At 45.9% G+C, this 23,011-nt stretch carries 20 protein-coding genes; 6 read left to right on the top strand and 14 right to left on the bottom strand.

Features of this window, described 5'->3' with window-relative positions:
• Window positions 1-49: 49 nt before the first annotated feature.
• The 10 genes from AOU00_RS22275 to AOU00_RS22230 all read right to left on the bottom strand — a co-directional run bounded on the left by AOU00_RS22275 (window position 50) and on the right by AOU00_RS22230 (window position 8,439).
• Window positions 50-688 carry a GDSL-type esterase/lipase family protein gene (locus AOU00_RS22275; protein WP_069291687.1) on the bottom strand — a complete coding sequence of 213 codons (639 nt, stop codon included), beginning with the start codon at window positions 686-688 and terminating at the stop codon, window positions 50-52.
• 71 nt (window positions 689-759) lie between these two features.
• A complete protein-coding gene (locus AOU00_RS22270) occupies window positions 760-1,182 on the bottom strand; it encodes a GNAT family N-acetyltransferase (protein ID WP_069291686.1) in 423 nt (140 codons plus the stop codon).
• 43 nt (window positions 1,183-1,225) lie between these two features.
• The gene (locus AOU00_RS22265; protein WP_069291685.1) at window positions 1,226-1,780 is read right to left on the bottom strand and encodes a nucleotidyltransferase family protein; all 555 of its coding nucleotides are present in this window, start codon (window positions 1,778-1,780) and stop codon (window positions 1,226-1,228) included.
• 19 nt (window positions 1,781-1,799) lie between these two features.
• Window positions 1,800-3,053 (bottom strand): MDR family MFS transporter, encoded by a 1,254-nt coding sequence (locus tag AOU00_RS22260; protein ID WP_069291684.1) that lies wholly within the window; start codon window positions 3,051-3,053, stop codon window positions 1,800-1,802.
• 54 nt (window positions 3,054-3,107) lie between these two features.
• Entirely contained in the window at window positions 3,108-4,823 is a 1,716-nt protein-coding gene (locus AOU00_RS22255; RefSeq protein ID WP_069291683.1) for an ATP-binding protein, read from the bottom strand.
• Window positions 4,824-4,871: 48 nt separating this feature from the next.
• The gene (locus AOU00_RS22250) at window positions 4,872-5,936 is read right to left on the bottom strand and encodes a cobalamin B12-binding domain-containing protein (RefSeq protein ID WP_069291682.1); all 1,065 of its coding nucleotides are present in this window, start codon (window positions 5,934-5,936) and stop codon (window positions 4,872-4,874) included.
• A 192-nt stretch (window positions 5,937-6,128) separates the two neighbouring features.
• On the bottom strand, window positions 6,129-6,590 hold the full coding sequence (locus AOU00_RS22245) for a MarR family winged helix-turn-helix transcriptional regulator (RefSeq protein WP_013309820.1): 462 nt from the start codon (window positions 6,588-6,590) through the stop codon (window positions 6,129-6,131).
• Between the two features lie 200 nt (window positions 6,591-6,790).
• Window positions 6,791-7,240: a VanZ family protein gene (locus tag AOU00_RS22240; RefSeq protein WP_069291681.1), complete on the bottom strand. Its 450-nt coding sequence runs from the start codon at window positions 7,238-7,240 to the stop codon at window positions 6,791-6,793.
• Window positions 7,240-7,908 (bottom strand): ribose-5-phosphate isomerase RpiA, encoded by a 669-nt coding sequence (gene rpiA, locus AOU00_RS22235; RefSeq protein WP_069291680.1) that lies wholly within the window; start codon window positions 7,906-7,908, stop codon window positions 7,240-7,242. The genes AOU00_RS22240 and rpiA overlap by 1 nt, the downstream gene beginning before the upstream one ends.
• A gap of 60 nt (window positions 7,909-7,968) precedes the next feature.
• Window positions 7,969-8,439 carry a GNAT family N-acetyltransferase gene (locus AOU00_RS22230; RefSeq protein ID WP_061831318.1) on the bottom strand — a complete coding sequence of 157 codons (471 nt, stop codon included), beginning with the start codon at window positions 8,437-8,439 and terminating at the stop codon, window positions 7,969-7,971.
• Between the two features lie 467 nt (window positions 8,440-8,906).
• Here AOU00_RS22230 and AOU00_RS22225 point away from each other — a divergent pair, with 467 nt between their 5' ends.
• From AOU00_RS22225 to AOU00_RS22215, 3 genes are all read left to right on the top strand, one after another.
• Entirely contained in the window at window positions 8,907-10,676 is a 1,770-nt protein-coding gene (locus AOU00_RS22225) for a methyl-accepting chemotaxis protein (protein ID WP_061831317.1), read from the top strand.
• Between the two features lie 138 nt (window positions 10,677-10,814).
• Window positions 10,815-14,510, top strand: coding sequence for a non-ribosomal peptide synthetase family protein (locus AOU00_RS22220; RefSeq protein WP_069291679.1), 3,696 nt, complete (start codon window positions 10,815-10,817; stop codon window positions 14,508-14,510).
• Window positions 14,511-14,629: 119 nt separating this feature from the next.
• Window positions 14,630-15,628: a polysaccharide deacetylase family protein gene (locus AOU00_RS22215; protein ID WP_069291678.1), complete on the top strand. Its 999-nt coding sequence runs from the start codon at window positions 14,630-14,632 to the stop codon at window positions 15,626-15,628.
• 90 nt (window positions 15,629-15,718) lie between these two features.
• On the opposite strand, the gene AOU00_RS22210 is transcribed toward AOU00_RS22215, so the two are convergent.
• Both AOU00_RS22210 and AOU00_RS22205 read right to left on the bottom strand, forming a co-directional pair.
• Window positions 15,719-16,339, bottom strand: coding sequence for a TraX family protein (locus AOU00_RS22210; RefSeq protein ID WP_069291677.1), 621 nt, complete (start codon window positions 16,337-16,339; stop codon window positions 15,719-15,721).
• A gap of 23 nt (window positions 16,340-16,362) precedes the next feature.
• Window positions 16,363-17,040: a CBS domain-containing protein gene (locus AOU00_RS22205; RefSeq protein ID WP_069291676.1), complete on the bottom strand. Its 678-nt coding sequence runs from the start codon at window positions 17,038-17,040 to the stop codon at window positions 16,363-16,365.
• A gap of 218 nt (window positions 17,041-17,258) precedes the next feature.
• On the opposite strand from AOU00_RS22205, the gene fsa reads away from it, so the two are divergent.
• From fsa to AOU00_RS22190, 3 genes are all read left to right on the top strand, one after another.
• On the top strand, window positions 17,259-17,906 hold the full coding sequence (gene fsa, locus AOU00_RS22200; RefSeq protein ID WP_013309811.1) for a fructose-6-phosphate aldolase: 648 nt from the start codon (window positions 17,259-17,261) through the stop codon (window positions 17,904-17,906).
• A 203-nt stretch (window positions 17,907-18,109) separates the two neighbouring features.
• Window positions 18,110-18,565, top strand: a complete 456-nt coding sequence (locus AOU00_RS22195; protein ID WP_069291675.1) for a MarR family winged helix-turn-helix transcriptional regulator — start codon at window positions 18,110-18,112, stop codon at window positions 18,563-18,565.
• Window position 18,566: 1 nt separating this feature from the next.
• The gene (locus AOU00_RS22190) at window positions 18,567-19,766 is read left to right on the top strand and encodes an MFS transporter (protein ID WP_069291674.1); all 1,200 of its coding nucleotides are present in this window, start codon (window positions 18,567-18,569) and stop codon (window positions 19,764-19,766) included.
• Window positions 19,767-19,857: 91 nt separating this feature from the next.
• On the opposite strand, the gene AOU00_RS22185 is transcribed toward AOU00_RS22190, so the two are convergent.
• Together AOU00_RS22185 and AOU00_RS22180 are read right to left on the bottom strand one after the other, a co-directional pair.
• The gene (locus tag AOU00_RS22185; protein ID WP_069291673.1) at window positions 19,858-21,168 is read right to left on the bottom strand and encodes an MFS transporter; all 1,311 of its coding nucleotides are present in this window, start codon (window positions 21,166-21,168) and stop codon (window positions 19,858-19,860) included.
• A 90-nt stretch (window positions 21,169-21,258) separates the two neighbouring features.
• Complete coding sequence (locus AOU00_RS22180; RefSeq protein WP_069291672.1) at window positions 21,259-22,977, bottom strand: methyl-accepting chemotaxis protein; 1,719 nt, start codon at window positions 22,975-22,977, stop codon at window positions 21,259-21,261.
• Window positions 22,978-23,011 lie beyond the last annotated feature (34 nt).

Here is a 23,011-nt window from a genome sequence, read left to right as displayed (position 1 = left end):
AACCTCTTTCTCTAATATACGTTGTCCGATCCAAAGCATCCTCTCACGCTCACCGTAACGGCGCATAACCAAGCCGATTCAGCTCTTCCGCAATCACGCGATAACCACGACTGTTCGGATGCACCCGATCTAACGAAAGCAGTGCCCGTTCATAGCCCTCAAATGCGGGATAAATGTTCGCCACCCGGTAATTTGGTCCGCCCAATGTATAGAGAAACGAGTTATACTGGCGCACATATACTCCCGCCTCCCTCACCCCTGGAAAAGGATTATATAATCCCACCATTCGGATGATAAATGGCTCACGCTGACCGAACTTTATCTGATACAGGGCATGTACAATTTGGCGCACATGTTCTTTTGTGTGATTCAACGCTTGCGGAATGGAAGAACCCGACAAGCCGGAACCTCCAGCAAGGGCGCTGATGTATGGGCGCAGATCATTCCCGCCGATCGTTACGGTTATAAGTTCAGCCCGGCTGAGCGCCGACCGAAAAAGCGGATTGTTGCGGACCATTGACAGCAACTCCTGCGATGTCAGCCCATTGATTCCCAGATTCTCGTAACTGACTGGCGTACGGAGATGTCTTTCTGCCATTCGCCGATAGATAGGTACAAATCCGCCACTCAGCAACGTCCCTGCACCTGTTGTTAAAGAATCTCCAATCGCTGTGTAGTGGTACGCCAATGAAACCCACCTCCCTTTTTCTACATAATATATCTTATGTAGAAAGAGGGACGCGGGACCCGGAGATTCGCTTATTCTTCGTCTATTTCATATACACAATGGAATTGCCCACCCTCTGGCAAATCCTCTGATCCATAGACGGCAAAGCCCACGTTGCGGAAGAAATCTGCCCCCTCCGCATCCGTGTCCACAGTAAGCCGTTTCGGATTACGCTCCTGAATGAGCGTAAGCAGCATACCTCTGGCATATCCTCTATGACGGTTTTCAGGCAACACGGCCAGATGACGAATTACGGTTGTCCCATCCTCCTGCTCCTCAAAGCCGACAATACCTACAATAAGTCCTTCATCTTCTACACCGAACAGCTTCCAGTCATCCGAGGCTTGATAGGTACGTAAAGCTGCTTCTCCGCGTTCAGGGTGATCCAGCACAGCGTAGGTTAACAGCTCCAGAACCTCCTCACGATCTGAATCTGTTTTTATATTTTTAAACATTGTTTGTCGTCTCTCCTTAATATCCTGAAATTAGGATTACACTCTAATTCTCCATAATAAGCAACGGCCAGTTATCAGGCCATTGCTTCTCAAATACACGCTGACGAAAAGCCGTTGTGTGACGAAACAAAGGGCTTTGCCGTACCCGCATATCCAGTAAATCTTCCAATCCATGCGGACAAATGACCTCTATTTGATCCTTGTCATTCAATCTAACCGCTATAGCCGTTGCCGTCTCTGGCCAGCGGCTCATCGCATCCTCTACCGAGGAATACGGAGCCTCACCGTTGCGATTATGCATCCGAGCCTGATTTTTGACAGACCAGTTACGTCCGGCCTGCTTACGGTTCAAGGAAAATTCTAGATACTCATCTCGTTCCTCTAGCGTATTTTTCGGGTCAAAATAAATAACATCAATATCGTTTAGAGGTGTAGCAGTTGTATAGCCATGGAGCTTGTCCCAAACCCGGTTACGTACATAGCCTGCGGCAATACATCCTTGTGGCAACTTCAGCTCTCGCACATAGCGCAAGTCTTGCAGTACCTGCGGATCATTCATATATTGTATGATTCGTAGCACATTTTCTTCAGACTTCATCCTGCACTCAACTCCCTTTTTATGATGACAGTTGCTGCACCGATTCTCCTCCTTGAGCCGCGATCCGTGCTGTACGCTGCACCAGACGGCGGCGTGCGACCAGAAGGAATGGAATACCAATCACAACCGACAGGGCAACCGGAACAAAAACGGCAAGCGGCGCCGTTTGACCATAGATATCCAGCAACCAGCCACCAAATAAAGGAGCCAGCACGCTTCCCAAATTATTAAAGCCGATTGTACCGAAGTAGGTCCCTTTATATTGAGCATCTGCAATTTGGTCAATCAATACGTCCAGCATCGTGAACAATAACACTTCACCAACCGTAAACAGCACCATATCCAGTATAAACATCCAGCCTGAGTTTAGCATACCGCACAGCAACAGGCTGACCGTAATACATATATTCCCTGCAATCAAGGAATTCACCGGGGAAAATCGGCTTGCCAGTCGCACCAGCGGATATTGAAATGCCAATACACAAACCGCGTTGACCGTCAGCATGTATGTAAACCATCGGGTTCCTTCTGCGAAGGATACGGACAAGAATTGAGGCATTGTGGAATTGGAATGCGCATAGCCCATCACACAAAATACCGTTCCCAGCAAAATTGGCATAAACACCGGATCACGGCTGGCTGTGCGGAATGCCTCGCCCATTCGCAGTGGGGCCTCTCCCGCTGTTGTACCTATATGCAGATCCGATGCATACCGGGTAAATTGGATCAACAACAGTACCCCGTACAATGCGTACACACCAGCAGCTACCATAAACGGCGTACCCGTGGATGCAGATCCTAGCATTAAACCAAGCAACGGCCCTGCCACTACCCCAACATTAATGGCCGCATATCTCATATTGTAGATAAGCAGTCTTTTCTCCTTCGGGGTTACATCTGATAACAGCGCCCGTGAGGTTGGCTCGAACAAGGATCTGCACAGTCCATTCAGAGCATTAATGACAAAAAAGGCCCAGGCCGCTTCCGCCAACGCAAAAGCAACGAATACAAGCGCCCAGCTCGCAATGGACACCAGCATCACCTTACGCCGTCCGATTCGATCTGAAATATATCCACCGTAAAAGCTGGCAAAAATGCCGACCAACGAGCTGACCGATACGATCACCCCCGTATGAAAGGGGGACACCCCTAAACGGGTGGTAAGATAAATAGACAAAAACGGGATACTCATGGATGTCGCCATCCGCCCAAAAATAGTACCGACAATAATCGTCCAGGCCAGCGGGTGAATAGAACGCAACTGTTCTTTCATATATGTCTCTTACGTCCTCCTTCCGTATGCAAGTCTAACAAGGGGGAAACCTGGCTAGCACTGGTGAATATAGCGTTCCAGTTCTAAACACGTTGCTTGATAGACAGATTGGAGTGCAGACAACTTCGCTTTCGCATTCTCGAGTCGGTTCTCCCGTGCAAGCTGTTCAATATCGGACAGCAACGAGGACAAACGTCCGACACCCAGACTCACGCTGCCTGATTTCAACTCATGAGCAGCCTCTACTACTTTTGTGGCTTCGCCCGCAGCAGCCAGTTCATTTAACTTATTGATTTTGGCAAGTGTATCACTCGTATACATTTCGACCAATGACTCCAGTAGTCCCGTGCTGCCATCCTCGTCCAGCAGCATAATTTCACGTATAACTTCCTCATCCAAAATCGGCTCGGTTTCCGGCTTTGGAAGCCATTTTACAAGCTTTTCAGAGAGCTTTTCAATCGTTACTGGCTTCATCAAGTAATCGTTCACTCCAACCTCCTGGCTCCGTGCCTGATCCTCCTCGGATACATTTCCGGTCAAAGAAATGATCGGTACAGGGGGTTGCTGGTTTTCTGCTTCCCGCTGGCGGATCGCTTTTGCCGCATCATGACCATTCAGCAGAGGCATATGATGATCCATTAGAATACAAGCGTAGGATCGTTCGGAGGCCGCTCTTACAGCAGCTTGTCCATCCTCAGCAAAATCAATATGCTGGAATCCCAAGTGGTTAAGCTGTAATTGCACCACCTGCCGATTCACCCGATTATCCTCAGCCACCAAAATAGTTTGAGAATGACTATGCTCACGCAGCAACTCGCTAAATGCCTTCAAATCACCATTTTCATGCTTCTCCATTTCGTCTGCCTGCTCCGATCCTTTCATGAGGGGAATTTCAAACCAGAACGTGGAGCCTTGGCCTTCTTTACTGACGACCCCAATTTCTCCCTGCATGAGTTCCACAAATGAACTGCATATCCATAGCCCTAGACCCGTTCCTCCATATTGGGAGGCGCTGCCTTCACTGGCTTGTACATAAGGCTGAAACAGCTTATTCTGATCCTCCGGTGAAATACCAATACCCGAATCCTGCACCTCAAACCGAACACGTTGGGAATCTTTTGTTTCCTCCACCAATTTTGTTCGAATGATGAGCAATCCTTCACTGGTAAATTTATTCGCATTGTTCAACAGATTGAGCAAGATCTGCATGATCCTTGCCGAATCTCCCTCCAGATGCTCTGCCACACCGGAATCGGTCTCTATACTCAAACGGTTACCCATCTGATAGATTTGTGGCTCCAACAACTGAGCAACGTGGCTCATAATCGCCTGCACTCTGACGTTTCCGATCTCCAGTTCCATCTGTCCTGCTTCCACTTTAGATATATCGAGCAGATTATTAATCATGTTCAACAACAGAGAGGCTGACTCACGTATAACACCGATGGCCTGCCGTTGATCTGGGGAAAGTTTGGATGAACCTAACATTTCAATCATTCCAAGTATTCCGTTCATTGGCGTTCTGAATTCATGACTAACCACAGCCAGAAAAGTGCTCTTTAGGTCATTAGCCCGTACCGCTTCTTCCTTCGTCCGTGTTAATTCCGCATTGCTTTTGGCAAGCTGACGCTGCAGATTGACCAGCTCGTTGTTCATTGATGAAAATTCATTCAGCAACTTTTCTTCCTCAGCCTTGCTTTTCACAATCTCATCCGTTAATTGTTCGACCGTTTTCCGCAGGACAGCCATTTCTGCTGTCGGTTCCTTCATATTAAAAGGCCCCCTTTACAAAATGACTACAGGTTCACATAACTAACCTTATTTCCTGAGCGAAAGTAAGTCCCCTGCAACCTCCAGCGCTTCCTCCGCACCTGGTGCGTATCCGTCCGCCCCTACTTCCTGCCACAAGTGGGAATCGAGATTAAAAGGCAAGCCTCCGACCATAATTTTCACATGGCTAGTCGTTGGGTCTTGCCGAATGAGAGCAATCAACTCTTTCACTAGATGGACATGGTAAGCCATGGTAGCTGAGATAGCCACCACATCCGCCTCGTAACTCACAATGGCCTGAAGCAGACTCCGGTTAGGTACATTGGCGCCTAAATAATACGTATCCCAACCATCCATTTCAAATAGATCAGCCAGCATACGCAGACCAATTTCATGCTGCTCGCTGCCTACACACGCCGCCACGAGGCAGCGTTCCTTATTTCCATTCCCCATCCATTGGGGGTACAGGCTGGAAATAATAAATTGAGTCACAGCAGTGCAAAAATGCTCTTGACCGACGGTGATTTTGCCTTCATGCCATAGACGACCTATTTCATATTGCGAAATTTGAAAAATATATTTATACGTATGTTGAATAGAGATACCCTCATCCAGCAAACGGACGATCCAATCCAAAGCCTGTCTGCGATTACCTGAGAGTAAATATTCCAAATATTGAGCCACGTCAGCAGCATAGGGATTATCATCTATAATAAAAGAGGCATACTCCTCTTTCTTCCCTATTTGCTGTATCCCCAAATCCAGATGCTCCAGCACCATAACTTTATCTGTATGATCGAAATGCTCTACCAACGTCTCCTGGATTAATCTGAAATTGATGCTCAAATCTTCTTGGGTTATGCCGAAACCCTCCAGAAGCTTTTTTAACCAAGAAACATACTGTGTAAATAAAATAGGGCTGTTCATGATTACACTTTCAGCTAAATAGTTCAAACTATATATAGAATCCTGTTTTGTCTTTATTTTACCGTTATCCCCAAAACGCTGCAAAAGATCGGGCTGTAATTCGTATTGCTTATGGGTAACTAATTCAGCCAAAGCTCCTGCTTGCATCAAGAGCGATTCACCTGCGGTATATTGCTGTATACTCATGTACAGCTCCTTCCCCGACAAGGTATTGTATTCGAAACAGATACTGGGGATTTGTTCCAGACGTGACTATTAGACAATTATACCTGATTTGCGTCTCTACATTAACCCTACTCCCCAAAATACGACAAAAAAATAAAATACCGAGAAGTCGGTATTTTATCTAAAAGCAGTTTTAACCTTCACACGCACAATTTATGATCCGTTACTCTTCTGCCCCTCAGCCGTGAGTCCAAGCTTTTTTAACAGATGAATAGCCTGCTCCTTCTCTTCCACGGATAAGCCATCCACGGTCTCCATAATGACACGATGATGCTGCGGGAATATTTGCTCAAAGAAATGACGTCCATCATCAGTCAATTCTGCATAAATCACACGCCGATCATCTTGTGATGCACGACGGGTAAGCAAGTTTTTTTTCTGAAGTTTATCTACCACATACGTAATATTCCCACTAGAGATTAGTACCTTTTCTCCAATCTTCTGCAAAGGCTGTGGTCCCCGATAATACAGCAGATCAAGCACACCAAATTCTGTTGTATTTAATCCATGACTATGAATGTCCCGATTCGTACGGGATGTGACCGAATTATAAGCACGAGCCAGAACAACGAACAAATTAAGCGCTAAGTCCTGATCATCTGGTTTTACAGACATATTAACAGCCTCCGTTACTCATATCTTTATTCCAAGATATCTTAATTGTGCACTTTTGTCAAGTTTAAGCGTTCACTTCCCCTGCTCCTACGGCCTATAAATGGAGGAATTACCGTCTATTATGTGAAGGTTACAGTTCATTATGTAAAAAAAGCCCGCTCTCAGTCAGTCTTAATGCACTGATCCAGAGAGCAGGACGATTATGTTGTAATCCCTAACTTCTTACGTAAAAACACGTAGGCAACACGGCCGCATAATACTCCCAGAACGTTCAATATGATGTCATCTACATCCATTGTACCTGCGCCCAGCAGCATTTGGGACACCTCAAGAATGACCAGTGCGATCACTATCGTTAACAACAGACTGCCTATACTTCGCATGGACACCCAAATGATAGGCACAAGAATACCGAAGGGAATGAATACGCCAATATTGCCGAGCAAATTAACACCCCATACCCGAAAAGGAAACGACTCCATTGCCCGCCAGTATTGCCTGATCGTATCAAACGGAACAATATTATACGAATACGGGGGTCCTGGCCGTAATGTACGACCAAAACCGAGAAACATCCAATATAATAGAAGCCCTGTATATAAAATCAATAACATCAACGCCACATGATTAAGCAGGCGGGTCCTAAACATTACTTGTTACGGACGTCGATCTGTCCATTGGCCCGTGCGATAATAACCTGGTCCGCCATATTAATGAACAGTCCGTTATCGACTACACCCGGAATTTGATTCAAGCGGATTTCCAACTCCTGCGGATTCTCAATCGTACCATAGCAACAATCAGCAATATAATTACCGTTATCCGTAAGGAAGCGCTCGCCGTCTTTCATACGCCACTCCGCCTTACAGCCTGTCTGCCGCAAAGCCTCCAACGTCCATTCACTGGCAAAGGGTACGACCTCAACGGGTAAAGGAAATGTACCCAGTACCTTCACATCCTTGGACTCATCGACAATAATAATTAATCGGTCGCTATTGCTTTCCACAATTTTCTCTCTCAGCAGGGCTCCGCCTCCACCTTTTACCAGCACCAGCTGCTCGTTCACCTCGTCTGCACCGTCGATGGTAACGTCAAGCCTTCCAATCTGATCAAACGGAATGATGGGAATTCCCAACTCCCTGGCCTGATCCTCCGAAGCTTGGGATGTAGCTACAGCCTGTATATGTAATCCTTGCGCTACACGCTCACCAATTTTTTGAATAGCCCAAAAGGCTGTCGAGCCTGTACCAAGTCCTACTTTCATGCCGTCCTGAATCGCCTCAACTGCTTTTTCGGCCGCTTTTTGCTTCAAATTCATTATCATCTCTCCCGCTATATAGGCTAGTATTGATCATCATCCATTTTATAAGAGAACGCTTTATAATAACAGAGACAGCTTTTTACCATAACAAAGGCTGTTTTCATCGTGTTCATACTCCCCAAACCGTTCAATAGGTTCATATCCCCGCTTGGTATAGAGAGCAATCGCTTCAGGTTGAGCCGCTCCGGTCTCCAGTTTAATCCTTACAACTCCCCGTTTGCTGGCTTCCTCTTCCAAAAAAGATAATAGGCTCACCGCAATTCCTTGTCTTCGATAAGATGAATCGACATAAAATCTTTTGAGCTCCATTTCTTCCGCATCTATAGGCCTAAGCCCTCCACAAGCCACCGGTTTTTCGTCCACATACACAACAGCGAAAACCATTTCTTTAACTTTCGGATTGGAAAAATCAACCAAGTAAATTTCGTCGGCAGGATACCTTTCCAGCAAGTCCTCATCCAGCCTTTGAATCAACTCATGCAGATCCTCGTGATGACTCTCAACCTTTAAAATCGTAAGCTTGGACATTCTTCTTATCCCTCTTCTCTTTGCATGGATATAAGGACTCATTTCGCAAACAATTCACAAAAACCGCGATAAATCAAGCATTTCCAACGTTAAATATGAAAAATGTCCCAAATTGATAAGTGCATTTGACTCTATTATAAAGTATGATGGTTTCTGTTGAATAGTTGCTTATGGACTGTAATAAATTCGAATTTCAAGTAGAAGTATAAATTGGAATATACTGAAACACAGATAGCGTTTACCTATTAAAAATTAATTTTTTATTGTGTAAGGTATTCATTTCAAGGGCTTTTCGTACGACATATATATAGGGATATCATACTTGTCTACAAAAGGACTTAAGACCTATTACATAAAATTCAAGGGTCTATTATCTCTATTATTATGTTTGTAAGGGGGACTTGATTATCTCATTCGATAAGCGGTTCAACACCATATACAAAAATACAACCAGGGAGTGGAACATTTTGAAAAAGTGGAGTAGCTTATCATTCTTCACCAAAAACTTATTATTATCCTTCTTCAACATCGTATTGATTGGACTAGTCCTTATTGTGTCCAGTTATTTGATCCAACGTACGATTTTGATAGACCAATTGCATGGGCAAGTGGAAAAAATCACATTGAAGTGGGCCCAGGGCATTAATTCCGATGAAGTAACCCAAGCGGTTCAAGAGAAAAACTATGATGGACCCGTTCAAACCAAACTCCGCACGTACCTAGATAACATCATGGCGACCAATCCGAATATCTCTCATGCCTATATATTCGGGACGGAGCTCGAAAACGGCAATCTAACATCTATTGTGGCGATGCCAACGGATCTCAGAGAAGCATTTGAAAAAGATAAGCTGCTCGTTGGCTCTATGTACGAGCAACCCAATGTCGTGGCAGTCGGCGTAACCGGTATGCTGGACAGTGGCAAACCAACATTTACTAGCTTCTACGATGATTCTTTTGGTACATGGACGACTTTGATGACTCCGATTAAAGATTCAAGTGGCAAAATCTTTGCATATTTTGCAGTCGATGCAGATGCTGGCGCCGTACCTGCCGGCTTAACCAAGCTGCTCATTAGCGGCGCTACCATTTTAGTGATTTTCCTACTGATCTGCCTGGCACTTCAATATTGGGTTGTGAAGCGCACGCTGTCCCCGATTAAGCAACTGATGTACGGTATCAGTGAAGTAAGCAGAGGAAATCTGGATGTTCAAATTCATGCAGGTCATGATGATTTGGGGCTCGTAAATCAGAATTTCAACGATATGGTAAGTCATATTAACAGCATTATGACCAAAGTGAAGCAGACAACTGATGAAGTCAATGAATCTGCCAAGGAACTACTCGCAATCTGCGAACAAAACGGAATCAACTCCAACATCATCAATCAAAACATCAGTGAAATCACGGAGAATATCCGTTCGCAGGAAAAAGCAACAGGCGATAGTGCACGTGCCATGGCTGAAATGGCTTCGGTAATTCAAAATATTGCCACGAGTTCTTCCAATGTTGCGGAAGAAGCCAATTCGGTAGAGAAACGTTCTAACGAAGGCAACGAGATTGTAAGCAAGGTATCATCCCAAATGCACTTGATTACCGATACAGTCACCAATACTTCCCGTATCATCAAGTTGCTGGACAGTCGTTCGCAGGAAATTGGCAATATCATCAGTACCATTTCAGGCATCTCCAGTCAAACCAACCTGCTCGCTTTGAACGCTTCTATTGAAGCTGCGCGCGTTGGTGAAGAAGGTAAAGGCTTTGCCGTTGTTGCCAGTGAAGTACGTAAGCTGGCAGAACAATCTGCGGATGCAACCAAACAAATCACGTCCCTGATTGAAGAAATTCAAAGTGAAATCGGACAAGCTGTGAAGTCGATGGAGCAAGGAAACGTTGAAGTTCAAAACGGAATCGTCGTTGCCGGACAAGCAGGCGTGCTGTTCAATGATATTCTTCAAGCAACTAAAAATGTAGCATGGCAAATCCAAGAAGTTTCCAGCGCTACTGAGCAAATATCTGCGGGTACACAGGAAATGACCGCGACAGCAGACGATCTTTCTTCCACTGTAACCAAAACAGCCAATAACAGTGTTCACATTGTGCAAACGGTGGAGGAGCAAAAAGCTTCTTTGGATTCGATTATTGATTCATCCCATAAATTGACGTCCATGTCTGAAGAGCTTCAAGAAATTACATCTTATTTCAAAATTGCAGACACCAACCGTACCAAATCATAATAACCATTTATCAGATCCAAAATTTATAAGTAAATCATTCGGTAATGCCTCCCTCCTGTTCATGCATTTGAAGGGATCGGAGGCATTTACTGAGTTTACCATTTATATTAAGACATCTACATTCAGGAGGTTAGCGTAATGGCTTCATTACTACAAAACAGCACACAGACAACCCCATCCCCATTCCTAGTTCCCTTGGATTGTGCACGTATACAACGCAAGCATACATCCTCTACTTATCAAGTAGAGTTAGAAGCGTCCATCTCGGAACAATTAAATCAGCAAAAAACTGCGGAAGACAAACAAACGTTGCTTTTATCAGCATATACTGCATGGGTATATCGCCTATCCGCAGAAGAAGAAGTTTCTTTTTCTACATTTGTGCCACAAACCGGTCTGCTTACAGCTTCGCTGACAGTCGAAAAGGAAACGACTTTTCATGAACTAGCAGACTTATTTCAGGAGATGCTCCGTGAGCCTAATGCATACCTTGCGGAACCACAAGCCGATACTTCATTTTCGGCAAATCTGCCTACGGACAGCGGAGTAGAATCCCGTATTATGGACTGGGCTGTTAGTGAACACAATGGCACTTATCAAATACAGATCCGATATGATCAATCACTCTTGCTGGAAACAACGGTTGTCCGATACGCAGAATACTTTGAAACTCTTTTGCGTGGCGCGCTAACCAACAGCCATGCACTTGTGAACTCCATTGATATATTATCAGATGCAGATCGAGCTGCTCACGAAGCTTTAAATAATACAGTCGTGAAATATCCTGAGCATCAAACTATTCATGGAATGTTTGAGGAGGCTGCTTCACAATACCCTGATCGTCCGGCTATTGCTTCCCACACTGGAGAGTACACGTACCGTGAGTTGAACGAACGTGCTAACCAAGTCGCACGTGTCTTGTTATCTAAAGGTCTTACCAAAGGTGAATTCGTGACTATCTTCATGGAACGAAGCTTGGAGACCGTTATTTCCCTTCTGGGTATCCTGAAAGCCGGGGGCGTGTATGTGCCTGTTGATCCCGCCCACCCCGCCGACCGGAGCAGCTACATTGTCGAAGACACGCGTTCTCCTTTTGTCTTAACAACTTCCGCACTCATGAAACAAGCGACTGAACTGTGCGGTTCCATTGAGACGGTAAAAGAAATTTTAGCAATTAACGGACCACTGGCAGGCTATGCTGCAAGCAATCCAAACGTTAATGTAAGTCCGGATGATCTAGCTTATGTCATCTATACATCCGGCTCTACAGGCAAACCGAAAGGTGCCCTGATCGCTCACCGCGGTGTCGTTAACCTAGGAGCTGTCGTGCAACGTGATTGCGACATTACACCTCAGGATGTATTGACCCAATTTGCAACCTACAGCTTCGATGCATCCGTTTGGGATACAATTGGAGCCTTGTTTTACGGTGCAAAATTGTACTTGCTGTCTGCCGAAGAACGTGTATCTGTTGAAGAATTCGCTGAAGCCATTGCACGTACAGGCACGACGATTATTACCATTTTGCCGACCGTATTCTTTAATCAGCTATCTACGTACTTGTCAGACGAAGGCTATCGCAAACTCGCTAAGGTACGGATCGTTACCGTGGCAGGCGAAGCGCTGTACGGCTCACAAGTTCGAGCGTTCCAAAGCAAATTCGGTACAGATACCGACATCGTAAACGTATACGGACCGACCGAATGCACCGTAGCGACGACGACCCATCGAGTCCGTGGTGCCGTGCCTGAGCATGTCGTCAATATTCCGATCGGCAAGCCGATTTACAATTACAAAGTGTATATCGTTAACGATGATAACAAGCTTTGCCCTGTCAATATTCCGGGTGAAGTATGCATTGCTACGCCTGCGTTGGCCCATGGCTATCTCCATCAGCCAGAACGTACAGCTCAATCGTTTGTGGACAACCCTTTTGTTCCGGGTGAAAAAATGTACCGTTCGGGTGATATCGCCAAGCTGCTGCCAGACGGTACGATTGAATACGTAAGTCGCAAGGATTCACAGCTCAAAATTCGGGGGAATCGGATTGAAATTGGAGAAATTGAAGACCATTTTTCCAAACATCCAGGTGTTCAGGACGTCGCTGTAGTAGCCGTCAAAGATCACACAGATCAGAACATGTTAGTTGGCTATTTTACCACTTCGGATGGACAATCCATTCCACAAGACGTTATTCAGTCTTATATTGGGGGCAAGCTGCCTTCTTATTTTGTACCAAGCCATGTCGTTCATCTGGAAGCCATGCCAATTTCACCAACTGGCAAGATCGATCGCAAAAAGCTGGCCCTGCGACCACTTCCCGAAGCGTCTGATCTTTCATTTGGCGGGGAACCTCTCCGAGAAGGAACCGAAACACTCATTGCCGAAGCATGGACTCAAGTGCTTGGTAAAAATAACATTGGCGCTACCGATGATTTCTTCCTGATCGGGGGCGATTCGCTTCGTGTCATTCATGTGCTGGCTATTCTAAAGCCGCGTTATGGCGCGCTGCGCATCGGAGATTTTTTCCGCTACAAAACCGTTCGCGAGCTTGCTGAATACGTGGAACAATTAGGTACGGAACAAACGCCGCAACGCAAGCCACTCGCGATTTCTCAAGAAAAAATGGACTTGAATGAGCATCCTATTGAGTTGTCTGGTGCTTCTGACTTAGCTGAAGTCCGCGACTTGCACGTGATTTTGTTAACCGGTGCTACAGGCTATCTGGGCTCGCACATTCTGTATGACCTACTTCAACGGACAGAAGCCAAAGTATACGCGATGGTACGCCCTTCTCAGGACGGTCCATCCGGTATCGAGCGTATTCAGTCCGTATTGACGGGATATTTTGGACAAGATATCTCCAGCTTGATTGAAGGACGGGTAAAAGCTGTCTATGGGGATCTGGAGCAAGCTGATCTGGGTCTCTCTTCCGTCGACCGCCATATGCTGGAGCACCAAATCGACGGCATCATTCACAGCGCCGCTGACGTTCGCCATTTTGGTGATTCGGCAGCCTTCGATCGCACGAATGTAACCGGAACACTGGAACTGCTGAAAATCGCTCAAGCCAAGCCAGGAGTATCCTTCCATCATGTCTCTACTATGGGAATACCGGAGGATCTTGCTAACGAAGGAAAATGGGAGTCGGCATTGGAGCTTTCTGCCTTCCCAGAAGAACTGAACGTGGACAACCTGTACACGAACAGTAAACTCGCGGCGGAGAAACTGTTGTTCCAAGCAGCTCAAACGGGTACGCCTGTCTCGATCTATCGCGCAGGCAATTTGACAGCCCATTCGGCCAACGGACGCTTCCAGCGAAATATCGACAGCAATGCTTATTATCGTATGATGAAAGCGATGCTGGTGCTGGGCAAAGCGCCACAAGCCGATTGGCATACGGACTTCACACCGATTGATTACGCCAGCCGTGCTATCGTAGAGCTGTCCGTTCATCAAAAAAGCGCAAACCGCATTTTCCATATCTGCAATCCGAACCCACTGCCATATGATGAACTGATCGCTATGGTAAACCAACTCGGTTACGCAGTAGAAACCCTGCCTTTTGACGATTACAGCGCTTGGCTGCTGAATCCGTCTTCCGGCATTCAGGAGGATGCCCTTCACCTTGCTATGGGACAACTGGAAGGTGACGGAGCCAAGGATTCAGCTTACCGTTACGGATGCTCTGTAACCGCAGCTCTGCTGGAACAAGCTGGCGTTCAATGCCCGGCAACCGACCTTAACTTTATTCGGAACATGATCCAGCATGCCGTCGAGATCGGTTACTTCCCGACCTCTCCATCGGTATCTGTAAAAGCAACACAGAGGTAACAAAGTTGTGATATTTCCCCCGCATGTTTTCGGTATGATAGACTAGATTTTGCTAGTTTCATATTTAGTATAAACCTCTATACTTTCAGAATTTTTTTGCATGCGGGGGATGTCATTCAATGAAACACACTTTTTTTAAAAGAACGTTGCTAATCATAAGTTTGTTGGCTATTTTAGGGATTTTGGTGTATGAAGCACGTAGCATATACCACACACCCACAGTTAAAGGGACTCATCGTACACGTACAGCTCATGCAGATCGATTGGTACGCCATTTGTTCTCACTGACGCCTACACCAGATAAAGTATATTATCAAAACAAAGTAATTGTCCTGATGTATCATGAGGTGACCAAGACTCCACCTGATCCCGGCGCTCTCAAGCTTAGTAATTTAACGAGGCAGTTAGACGAAATGAAAGCTAACGGCTTCCACTGGATCACGATGAAAGAGTATACGGACTTTATTTTACATAAAGCCAAGGTTCCTGATAATGCAGTACTTATGACATTCGACGACGGCTATGAGTCCTTTTATACGGACACTTTTCCTGTGTTGAAAAAGTACCAGGTACCGGCAACCAATTTTCTCATCACGTCCACGATCAGCAATCCCAAACATATTGGAATTCCTAAGCTGACATGGGATCAAATTCATCAGATGCATGTCGAGGGTATTGATTTTTACAACCATACCAATGACCAGCATGCTTACGGATACTCCAACACAGCGCGCACCCAACAAAAGCCACTTCTGATGGGTCCGGTGTATTCGAAAAAGCTGGGGCGAATGGAAACCGAGAATGAGTTCAAACAGCGGGTTTATACCGACTTGGGCATGGCTGACAAGAAGCTGTTCAAGCATCTACACAATGATCAGAATGTACTTGCCTTCCCTTATGGTGGGTATACCAAGGAGACGCTGGAAATTTGCCGTTCCTTGGGAATTGACGTTACGTTCACGGTGAAACGGGGGATTAACTCGCCAGGGCAAACGAACGGCTATCGCGTCAATGCAGGTGGAATACACAATATTCCAGAAGTATTGGTGCAATACATGAAGGAAGGTGCTCCCCTTCGCCCACTTCCTTTTGCCCAAGGTCCCAACAAGGTATCCTAAACATTGGCTAGCTTAATAAAGAAAACAAAAGAACCTTTAAAACCATTTATGTCGTGGTTTTAAAGGTTCTTTTGCTATATAAGATGTAGATTAGGGCCAGATACGAATTGCAGCGATAACAGCCAGATGTACCGGGTAAAAGCTACGCCACAACCAGCGCGGTACCCTATTATAAAATCCGTTTTCTCCAGTTGCAAAACATACGATCAGAATGCTGGACAGCAGACTAAAGTGTTGGAGATTCGCGTGATGCACTATATCATACACTACGTTCAAAATAAAATGGGCTGCAATCATCATATATGAACGGGTGTATCGATAAATGAGAACCAACAGCAGTCCATAGGCTCCGTAATCCATCTGGCTGAGCTCCATAACCAGAGCTGAAAGGACGTACAGAACCGTTACAGCCGTCCAGTGCTTCAAGCGGGATGCAGCAGCCAGCGTGAGCAACGAGGCCAATAGCGTCCAGATTACGTTCGGTCTAAGCACATCAAACGCTAGCATATAGGGAACTTGAGATATCAGAGCCAGTCCGAGTAGACGGAGCATATAGCTCCGTATGTCTCGGGTATGAATATATCCCAAATACAGCGCATACGCGTAGATTGGAAAAGCAAGCCTGCCGGCAATTCTCCAAGCCGGATCCGTCGGAAAAAACACAAGTCCGACATGGTCAATCAGCATCGTCAGCATGGCCAACCAGTACATACAAGCCCCCCTTATTCAATGTTTTACGTTTTTTCTTCTGTCAAGCTCAGAATGGCGTTCATGATATCCGTTTTCGTAACCCGTCCTACCAACCCCCGAATTGGAGTTGAGGAGCTACATTGCTCGTCCAAAACTGGAAGACAATTGACCTGATGCCGAATCAGTCTCGATATCGCTTCCAGTAAAGTGTCTTCTGGAGCAAGCGTCATCATTTGGGCCCGGCGCGTCATGGCCATAGTCACCGGGACGGTGTGAAGATCGGTATGCCCCAGCATGACCTTCAGCAAATCCTTGCGGGTAACAATCCCAATGAACTCCTGCTCCTCCCCTGTGACCATCAGCGTGCCTGTATTTTGCTGAAACAACATCAGCACCGCATCATAGGCGGTCGTGTCACCGGAAATCAAAATCGGATCGCTAAGTATATCTGCCACAGTCAGCTTTTTGAGCATGTTGCCGATATGACTATCATATTTGGGGTAACGTCCTGGCAGGTAGCCTACCTTCGGCTTGGCATCCACCAGCCCGAGCATAACGAGCAGAGCAAGGTCAGAACGGAGAGTCGGACGCGTCAGTCCCAGTGTTTCAGCAATTTTATCCCCCGTAACAGGTGCCAGACGCCGGACAATTTCAACAATTTCCCGCTGTCTTTCAGACAGTTGAATAGTGATTACCTCCTTATGGAGTGGGGTAGTATACATTATAGCCGAGCATAGATCGGTAAATTTCAGCTTCTTCCGACAATTCATCAAATTTTAATCATACACAGCTTGTTTTCGAATTTAAAATGTGTCACAATTAAGAATGTAATACATACTAATTATAAGTTTAACGTGTGCAATATGCTACATTTAAATGAACTATTGTACATCGCATGTGATATGTATTATGTATTATATAAACCTGAGGAGGAAATCAAATGAAATTTTTCTTGGATACTGGTAACATTGAAGAAATCAAACGTATTGAACGTTTGGGTCTGGTTGATGGTGTAACAACGAACCCTTCACTGATCGCTAAAGAAGGTCGAGTGTTCAAGGAAGTCATTCAGGAGATTTGCAGTATCGTTGAAGGTCCCGTAAGTGCTGAGGTTATTGGTCTGAAGGCTGAAGATATGCTCAAAGAAGCTTATGATATCGCCAAGTGGGCACCGAACGTGGTTATCAAGCTTCCTATGACCGAAGACGGCTTGTACGCTTGTAACGAGCTGACCAAGAACGGAATCAAAACGAATGTAACACTGATTTTCTCCGCGGCTCAAGGTTTGATGGCAGCCAAAGCTGGCGCTACTTTTATCAGCCCGTTCGTAGGACGTCTGGATGATATTGCTGTTGATGGTATGAAGCTGATTCGTGAACTGAGACAAATTTTGGACATTCATGGTCTGAAATCCGAAATCATCGCCGCATCCATCCGTAATATTAAGCATGTAGAAGATGCTGCTCTGTCTGGTGCACATATTGCCACCATTCCAGGTTCCTTGCTCCCTTCTCTGTGGAAACACCCGCTGACAGACAGCGGTATCGAACGCTTCCTGAAGGACTGGGAAACTGTACCTAAAGCTTAATTCGCCAGTCATGGCAAAACGATACTTTATCAACCCAAACAGCCCGTATTTTACGGGCTGTTTTTTTATTTTGGCTTTAGTGATGGCAGAACCCAAAACACTGAACAACTTTTTTTGACAAAATAACTTGTTGTTCATATAATTGTTATAACAACTAATTAATTTAAAAGTAATTTATGTACGGGAAACAGAAAGGAGTATCTATGAATAACTTGCCTCCCGATTGTTCCATTGGGATGTTGCTCGGGATTACTCACCGCAAAATGAGTCAGCAGCTCTTGCAGCGCCTCAAACCTTATGATATTTCCCCAGAGCAATGGTCGGTTCTGTACCAAATCTATCAGGCTGAGGGTTTAAATCAGAAAGAAATTGCAGCTAAGGCCGTGAAGGACCAGCCTACCACGACTCGAATTATTGATTTGTTGGACAAGAAGGGCTGGGTACGGCGTGTCAATAGCCCACAGGATCGTCGGGCCTATTTGCTTCATTTGACTGAAGCAGGTCGACAGCTTGTAAAGGAGACTCTTCCTGTCGAACGTGATGCTAATCACGATTTTGTAAAAGGAATTTCCTCGGCCGATCTGAAGCAATTCCGCCAGACTCTTTTACAAATTCACGCCAACATGACCGAATCAGAGAAACAAGGAGAGAACGATTAATATGCAACAAGGCAAGCAACCTCTTTGGACCAAGGAATTTATCGTTCTTACGGTTTCCAATTTATTTTTATTTCTGGAATTACAGATGATCCTATCTTCCATTCCTTCTTATGTGAAAAATACATTCCACGCTAGTTCCGTTCAGGTGAGTCTCGTTACCACTTTATTCGCTTTAAGTGCGATTGCAGCACGACTCTTTTCAGCCCGTATGCTGGAAAAAGGACACCGCAGTACCCTGATCTTCGTGGGCCTGCTATTTGCATTGGCAGGAACGCTGGGGTACAGTGTTTCGCCGACGATTACAGTGCTTCTGCTCATGCGGATGTTATTTGGGATCGGCTTCGGTATGAGTAGTACGGCCTTTCCAACGATGGCCTCTGACGTCATCCCGCCCAAACGTCTCGGTGAAGGAATGGGTTTCTTTAGTCTGTCCACCAGTCTAGCGATGTCGATTGGGCCAACCATCGGCATTTCGATGCTGCAATACGGGAGTTTCAACCTGCTTGCCTATACGACAGCAGCTGTAATTGTTGTGATATTCCCGTTGGCTTACTGGCTGATTCGTACACTACCTAAGGGGCACATCGAACCACCTATGGTTCCTTTGGAAGAAGGGCGAAAACCGGCATTTAACCGTAAATTATGGATTCCCGCCTTGTTGAACATGCTAATGTCTATCACATATGGTGGGCTACTCGGCTTTATGGCGCTTTACGGGGATGAAGCAAATCTGGCGCACCCGGCCTACTTTTTTCTGTTTAATGCGGTATCCGTGCTGATCGTGCGTCCCTTCTCGGGCCGTATTTATGACAAAAAGGGGGCAAAAGCACTGCTCATCCCCGGCTCTCTGTTTTTAATTGGCGGTCTGATCCTGCTTTCCTACGCGCACAATGATGTCTTCATGTATATATCTGCTCTTTGCTACGGTATCGGGTTTGGTGTCATGCAGCCGACCCTGCAAACCTGGATGATTCAGGTCGTGTCTCCTAAACAGAGGGGTATGGCAAACGGAATGTTTCTCAATTCCCTCGATTTTGGGGTTGCAGCCGGAGCGCTTATACTTGGCATTATCGCCAAAGCAAGTGATTATGCGTGGATGTACCGTCTCTCCTCGCTGTTTATTGTACTGTTCTTACTGATCTATGTCATACAAATCGTCGCAAGCCGTAAGCCTAAGACACATGTCCCTCTAGAAGGGTAAGTCTATGATTTACAATTGAATATTAGTTTATACTTGCTCAGTTTTCAAAAACACCCGTTGCCATGATTTCATGGACAACGGGTGTTTTTTCTTATTTCACAGGAGCTTTGCGTCTTAGCTTGGGAGAAAGAGGCTTTTCTCTGGACACATCTGTTAGCCCCTTATCCACATTCATAGGGTCAGTGGATTTGTCATCTGTGGGTTCATCCTGCTTGGGTCTGACCGCAAACAGCATCAGCAGAGCTGCAATGCCTCCCACTGCGGCCATCACGCCAAAGAGCAGACCATGTCCACTGCGACCCAGCAGCAAGGAAACAACCGGAGGACCTAGTGACACCCCGACGAAGCGCATGCTGCTATACAACGAAGTAATGGTTCCGCGCTCCTCTTTTTCAATTCCCTTCGTAATCAGGGCATCCAAACAAGGCAGTGCGAGCCCAATTCCGCCGCCCCCTAACGTAAACAGTCCGATCACCGCATAAATATTTTGTAAAAATCCGAGAATGGCAAAGCTGATCGTCAATATGGCCAAACCACTGAAACCGATCCACTTCATGCGCTTTTTGTGCTTGCCGATGATCTTGCCTCCTACATAAGAGCACAGACAGAGGGAAATCAGCGGAATGGCTAACACAAAACCTTTCCACACTCCATGGAGGTTGTAACGACTTTCCAGTATGTCAGATAAGTAAAACAGGACGCCAAAAATGACAAACATACAAATACCGCCCATAGCAAAAATAGCATAGAGCCAGCGTCCTTTTTCGGCAAGCACTTGCTTCACATTTCCCACAAATTCTCGAAACATAATCGGTTGGTTCTTACGCTTGGGCACATGAATCAGCCAAAGCACTAAAATGAGCGAAATCAGACAGAGGCCCGGAATCACCGCCAATGGCAAAAACCATAGAACAGCTCCCAACGCAGCACCGAGTATCGGACTTAGCACTTTACCAAATGTGTTGTAGGTCTCAACTACCCCTAGGTTTTTGCTGGCCTCATCCTCATTTTCGTACAGATCGCCCACAAGCGGAATGACTATAGGAAAAGCCCCTGCCGCTCCCGCACCCTGAAGTAGACGGCCTGCAATAATGGTCCAGTAAGCTGCCAAATCGTGAAGCAGCCATGCTCCCACCGCAGAAATCCCCCCTCCAATCACAGTCAGAATCAGACAGGGAACAATCACCGCCTTACGGCCAAATCGGTCGGAAAGATAGCCCGCAATCGGTATCAGTAAAATGGCCACCACCGCATATACTGTAATCAACATACTAATCCGAAAAGAGCTTACATGTAGCTTACGTCCGATTTCCGGTAAAACTGGAATCAGCATGGAATTACCCAGCGTCATCATCAGCGGGATGGAACCTAACGCAAGCAGATTCCCTTTATTTTGTTGCATCCCGTTACCACCTTTGCAAAAGTAATAACACAGCTGTTCTAATTCGTTCAACAGATGTTATTGTGTTTACATTGGTGGGAATTTATGCGGCTACACTTTAAATCCACCGACCCTTGCATTCAGAAGTTGCGACATATCCGCCAGTGTATGAATGGAAGACGCAATTTCCTCCATGGAAGCCAGTTGCTCTTCAGCCGCCGCACTGACACTCTGGGTTCCCCCTGCCGACTGCTCTGCTACTTCACGAATACGTTCTACTGCTTCCACCATTCGCTCGGAACCGCCGGACATTTGTTCTACGGACCGGTTTACACTGTGAATCTGTTCGCTGACCTGTTGAATGGAACTTCCAATCTGACGAAATGCGGTTTCTGCAGATTGCATGACCTTTACGCCAGACTGCACTTCAACCGTACCGGTCTGCATACTGGAAGCGACATTTCCAACATGCTCCTGAATATTTTGCACAAATTGTGTGATTTCTGCTGCTGAAACTGATACCTGCTCGGCCAATCTTCTTACCTCAGAGGCTACAACAGCAAATCCTTTGCCCTGCTCTCCGGCTCTTGCCGCTTCAATCGACGCGTTGAGCGCCAGCATCCCTGTCTGTTTGGCTATTCCGGTAATGACCGCTCCAATCATGCCAATCTGTTCGGCCTGTTCACTAAGTGAACGCACAGCACGTGCAGAGCTGTCTACACTTTCGCTTACCTTCTCCATCTGACGCATAGCCTGACCTATAGATTGTTCTCCTGCTTCTGCATCTTTAGCGGCTGTATCAGATAACTCGTACACCTGCTGGCTCGTAGCTGCAATATGCTCCAGTTCGTGGGCTAGCTCTTTCACGGTATCTGTAGTTTGTGTAATATCATCGACCTGATGCTCCATACCAGCCGCTAGCTCTTCCATTACACCGGAAGTATGACGATTGGCCTGATTCATTTCCTCTGTACTTACGCTAACCCGCTCTGCGGTTACGGTTAATGTACGCGCCGTATCCTGCGCATCCACTATAATACTGCGGAATCCCTCAATAAGCTTGTTGTAGGAGCTTGCAATCATACCGATTTCGTCTTTGGACGTAATATCCAGTCGGCTACGCAAATCTCCCCCACCTTCAGACATTTCCAACAGCTGCTCATTCATATGGTGCAATGGGCGAATGGAACGAATCAGCACGATGGATTGAAAAATACTGTAAATGATAACTAGAAGTCCTACAACACTCGTAATCAAGGATGTATTCGTCATCGTTTGGTGCGCTTGCTGTACTTTCACCGTCACCATATCTTCTTGAGCTTTGACAAAGGCTACTACCTTAGTATCAAGTTGCTTGCGCAACACCCGTTCGTTTTCAAAATCATCGAGCAAATCAGAAAATGGCGGGAAAGCATCATCTCTTGTACTCTGATACCCCGCTGTAGTCAGTAAACGATGAACTTGATTCATATAGGTATTAATTCCCGTCTTGAGATCAGTCATCTTTTTCTTAGAATCCTCATTACCTGCACTAAGCAGAGCTTCTGTCTCCTGTAGCAACTTTGCAACTTCACTCTGCTTGTTTCCGATCTCTCGCCCGTACTGTTCGTCACGAGTTAGCAAATATGCCCGCTCATCATTAGATATACCGTTTAACAAAAATTGAAGAGACTTCGAGTTATACGCAATAGCCTCTTCACGATTCATAATATCCTTGTACTCATTCTCACTATGTACGCTTAAAATGTAATTGGTCAGCAGCATGGCTGCAATCACACTCGGGATCAGTATCGCGCTAAGAATCATTTTGGCCTTAATGGTTAAATTCATGAATCGGTCCCCCAGTTATTTCTGAATAAAATGT

Source organism: Paenibacillus polymyxa (genome assembly GCF_001719045.1).
GTDB classification, from domain to species: Bacteria; Bacillota; Bacilli; order Paenibacillales; family Paenibacillaceae; genus Paenibacillus; species Paenibacillus polymyxa_B.
This window is presented reverse-complemented; position numbering and strand designations above follow the sequence as displayed.

Coding starts and splice junctions, on each gene's coding strand:
- AOU00_RS22185 (WP_069291673.1), bottom strand. CDS start 21,168: ATGCAACAAAATAAAGGGAATCTGCTTGCGTTAGGTTCCATCCCGCTG.
- AOU00_RS22220 (WP_069291679.1), top strand. CDS start 10,815: ATGGCTTCATTACTACAAAACAGCACACAGACAACCCCATCCCCATTC.
- AOU00_RS22260 (WP_069291684.1), bottom strand. CDS start 3,053: ATGAAAGAACAGTTGCGTTCTATTCACCCGCTGGCCTGGACGATTATT.
- AOU00_RS22190 (WP_069291674.1), top strand. CDS start 18,567: ATGCAACAAGGCAAGCAACCTCTTTGGACCAAGGAATTTATCGTTCTT.
- AOU00_RS22210 (WP_069291677.1), bottom strand. CDS start 16,339: ATGTACTGGTTGGCCATGCTGACGATGCTGATTGACCATGTCGGACTT.
- AOU00_RS22230 (WP_061831318.1), bottom strand. CDS start 8,439: ATGTCCAAGCTTACGATTTTAAAGGTTGAGAGTCATCACGAGGATCTG.
- AOU00_RS22245 (WP_013309820.1), bottom strand. CDS start 6,590: ATGTCTGTAAAACCAGATGATCAGGACTTAGCGCTTAATTTGTTCGTT.
- AOU00_RS22255 (WP_069291683.1), bottom strand. CDS start 4,823: ATGAAGGAACCGACAGCAGAAATGGCTGTCCTGCGGAAAACGGTCGAA.
- AOU00_RS22240 (WP_069291681.1), bottom strand. CDS start 7,240: ATGTTTAGGACCCGCCTGCTTAATCATGTGGCGTTGATGTTATTGATT.
- AOU00_RS22265 (WP_069291685.1), bottom strand. CDS start 1,780: ATGAAGTCTGAAGAAAATGTGCTACGAATCATACAATATATGAATGAT.
- AOU00_RS22195 (WP_069291675.1), top strand. CDS start 18,110: ATGAATAACTTGCCTCCCGATTGTTCCATTGGGATGTTGCTCGGGATT.
- AOU00_RS22180 (WP_069291672.1), bottom strand. CDS start 22,977: ATGAATTTAACCATTAAGGCCAAAATGATTCTTAGCGCGATACTGATC.
- rpiA (WP_069291680.1), bottom strand. CDS start 7,908: ATGAATTTGAAGCAAAAAGCGGCCGAAAAAGCAGTTGAGGCGATTCAG.
- AOU00_RS22270 (WP_069291686.1), bottom strand. CDS start 1,182: ATGTTTAAAAATATAAAAACAGATTCAGATCGTGAGGAGGTTCTGGAG.
- AOU00_RS22215 (WP_069291678.1), top strand. CDS start 14,630: ATGAAACACACTTTTTTTAAAAGAACGTTGCTAATCATAAGTTTGTTG.
- fsa (WP_013309811.1), top strand. CDS start 17,259: ATGAAATTTTTCTTGGATACTGGTAACATTGAAGAAATCAAACGTATT.
- AOU00_RS22250 (WP_069291682.1), bottom strand. CDS start 5,936: ATGAGTATACAGCAATATACCGCAGGTGAATCGCTCTTGATGCAAGCA.
- AOU00_RS22205 (WP_069291676.1), bottom strand. CDS start 17,040: ATGTATACTACCCCACTCCATAAGGAGGTAATCACTATTCAACTGTCT.